Source organism: Frankia sp. AiPs1, from assembly GCF_023716945.1.
Taxonomy (GTDB): Bacteria; Actinomycetota; Actinomycetes; order Frankiales; family Frankiaceae; genus Frankia.
In genome coordinates this window covers 1-2,795 of record NZ_JAMQQF010000694.1, presented here as the reverse complement: position 1 = coordinate 2,795, position 2,795 = coordinate 1, and the positions used below count along the sequence as shown (strand labels likewise).

Annotated in this window: 3 protein-coding genes and 2 pseudogenes; 1 reads left to right on the top strand and 4 read right to left on the bottom strand. The window is 73.7% G+C overall.

The features are described from left to right. Positions 1-272 precede the first annotated feature (272 nt). From ND748_RS29500 to ND748_RS29485, 4 genes and pseudogenes are all read right to left on the bottom strand, one after another. On the bottom strand, positions 273-491 hold the full coding sequence (locus tag ND748_RS29500; protein WP_251749466.1) for a hypothetical protein: 219 nt from the start codon (positions 489-491) through the stop codon (positions 273-275). Further along, positions 488-781, bottom strand: a complete 294-nt coding sequence (locus ND748_RS29495) for a hypothetical protein (protein WP_251749465.1) — start codon at positions 779-781, stop codon at positions 488-490. Before ND748_RS29495 ends, ND748_RS29500 begins: the two co-directional genes overlap by 4 nt. After that, positions 778-1,368 (bottom strand): CoA transferase, encoded by a 591-nt coding sequence (locus ND748_RS29490; protein WP_251749468.1) that lies wholly within the window; start codon positions 1,366-1,368, stop codon positions 778-780. Before ND748_RS29490 ends, ND748_RS29495 begins: the two co-directional genes overlap by 4 nt. Continuing rightward, a pseudogene (locus ND748_RS29485) lies at positions 1,338-1,955 on the bottom strand (CoA transferase). The gene ND748_RS29490 and the pseudogene ND748_RS29485 overlap by 31 nt, the downstream one beginning before the upstream one ends. Here ND748_RS29485 and ND748_RS29480 point away from each other — a divergent pair. Continuing rightward, positions 1,873-2,795: pseudogene (locus ND748_RS29480) on the top strand (hypothetical protein); the annotation flags it as partial. The pseudogenes ND748_RS29485 and ND748_RS29480 overlap by 83 nt on opposite strands.

Here is a 2,795-nt window from a genome sequence, read left to right as displayed (position 1 = left end):
GTCCGCATCTCCCTGCAGATCATGAACGAGACCGCCGGGATCCCCGACCCCCACGACGCCGCCGCCCACGACTCCCCAGCCCTCGACGAACTCCTCCTCAGCGAGGACATGCACGAAGGCCTCACCGCCTTCACCGCCAAACGCACCCCCCACTGGCACAACCGCTGACCCCGTGGACGGCCGCGCAGCTCAAGGGCCGCCGGTGCCCGGGGGCAGGCCGACCAGCTGTGGACGCCTGCGACTGGACGGGCCCATTCCGCACGACACGCGCGCTAGCCGGCGGTCGGCCGGCGAGGCAGGGTGACATCCATCTGGCCAGGGCCGACCGTCACTCCGGTCGAGTTCTCGCAGCGCAGTACAAGGGTGATGACCGGCTGAGCGGTGTCGGGGTCACCTTCGGCGATGGCGACGACGTGGCCACTGACGGTGGTGATGTCGCCGGCGTAGTTGAACGATCGCATGCGGAATCCGCGGACGGCCTTGATGGTCACGGCGTCGCCGCTCCACTCCCGGGCGGCTCGTTCCCACATGGCCACCTCGGGATCGTGGTGCAGGGCGGAGCGAACTCGAGCGGTTCGCAGAAGCGGCGGACAGCGCCGCGTTCGACCACGTCCGGTCCGTACCAGACCCTGCCGTCGCCGAAGTCACGGCCTACGGCGTCGACCACGTCCTGCCAGTCTGCCTTCCAGTCGTCCGCCTTCGAATCGTCCGCCTTCGGGACCTCCACCTTCGGGTCGTCGGTCGCCTGCGTGGCCGCGGGCCTCGAGTCGTCGGCCGTCATCGGAGCACTCCTCGTTCCTCCAGGTCGCTGTAGCGCTTCTCGTCGTAGCCAAGTAGGCCGACGAGCACCTGCCGGTTGTCCTGCCCGAACCTCGGCGCGGGGCGCTCGACGCGGCCCGGGGTCTCGGACAGCAGATAGCGCGGGCCCTCCAAGACGGCGGTGCCGAACGTCGGGTGCGCGAGCGTCACCAGGTGGCCACGGTGACGCAGCTGCGGGTCGGCGACGAAGTCCCGGCTGTCGGCGCACACGTGGGCCGGTATGCCCCGTGCCACCAGCACCTCGGCCGCCTGTTCCGCCGACCGGGTCCTCGTCCAGGCGGCCACGGCCTCGTCGAGGTCGGCCCGCCGCGCCCGGCGCCCCGCCGCGTCGACGAACAGCGGGTCGGCGGCGAGGTCCGGTCGGTCCAACACGGCTGTCAGCGCCGCCCACTGCGCGTCGGTGGTGACCGCGACGGCGACGAACCGGTCCTTGCCGGGCGTCTGTCCCACCGGGCGCGCCAGGCTGGGGTAGACGCCGTGCGGCGCGAAGGCGCGGTCGGCGTTGCCGACACGGCGGGTCACCGAACCGTCAAGGGCGTAGTGGGCCAGTTCCGGCGACAGGAACCGGGCGCCCGCCTCGACCTGTCGCGACGTCGAGGTAGCAGCCGCGACCGGTGCGGCGGCGGCGGTCCAGGGCGGCCCAGCAGCGCGACCAGGGCGAACCTCGGACCGAGATAGTCGGTGTAGGGGCCGAACGGGCCCAGCGGGGGCAGGTCCGGCCAGCCCACGACGTCCTGGAAACCGGACAGGGCCGCGCCGATGTTCCCGAAACCGGCCAACCGGCTCAGCGGTCCGGTCTGGCCGTTGATGGAGGTGCTGAGCATGACCAGGTCGTCGCGATGCGCGCAGAGCGTCGCGTGGTCCAGGCCCCACCGCCCCATCTGGCCGGGCGAGAACGCCTCGATGACGACGTCGCTCCAGCCGGCGAGGTCACGGGCGACCTGCTGGCCGTCGGCGCCGGCGAGGTCGAGACTGACGCCGAGTTTGCCGGCGTTCGTCGTCTGGTAGAGCGCGCTGTTCTCGACGCCGGGCCTACCCCGCTAGAACGGCGGCATGTGGCGGGCGGTCTCGGGCCTGGTCGACGACTCCACCCGGACCACCGTGGCGCCGAAGTCGGCCAGAGCCCGTCCGACCACCGGCCCGGCGACGACCCACGACAGGTCGAGCACCCGCAGTCCGCTCAACGGCGCCGGCGCCGGCGCCGGCCGGCGGCTGGGATCACCGGGCGGCCATCCGCCGGGTGGCGACGCACCCGCAGCCAGCCTGCGGGAGGCGTTGAGCGCGCTGGACACACGAGGCGGCGACCCCGACTTCATCGCCGGCTTCTACGATGCGCTTGGGCCGGCCGGGCTTGCGCACCTGCTCGCCGGGGTGGCGGGACGCTCCCGCGGGCCGATGGTCAACCGGCCGGCACCGCCGTCCGAGGTGAACCGGCGCGAGGCCGACGGGATTCTCGGCCGGACCTTCGCCGCATACAGCCGCAGCCGAACGTTCGACGACTCCTGGCTGGGCCGGTTCAACACCCGGGGGCGTCACGACCGCGCCGACACCGTCCTGCTGACTCCGCTGCTCGCGGCCGGCCGCATCGACGGCGCGCTGCTCGACCGGCTGGGCCGGCTGGCCTTCGGTCCGGGATCCGGGCCGGCGGCAGCAGGACCGGCGGTGTCGGAGCCGGCGGCACCGGAGCCGCGGGCTTCGGCGGCCGGGTCCAGGCCGACCGGTGCCACGTCCCCTGCCGGGCCGGCAGCTCGGCGGGCGCCGGCGACCGGTCAGGTGGCGGGTGGGCTGCGCAACGCGACGGCGGACCGCGACTACCGGGTCGCGTTGCTCACGGCGATCTCCGGCGAGCCGCGGCTCGCGGCCCGGTTCGCAACCCGGTACGTCGAGGCGGTCCTGGCCGGCGCCGCGCTCGCGGAGCTGGATCTGCCGGTGGCAGCCGGCCTCGACGACGCGACTTCGCGGGCGTGGTCCGGGTT

Coding starts and splice junctions, on each gene's coding strand:
- ND748_RS29495 (WP_251749465.1), bottom strand. CDS start 781: ATGACGGCCGACGACTCGAGGCCCGCGGCCACGCAGGCGACCGACGAC.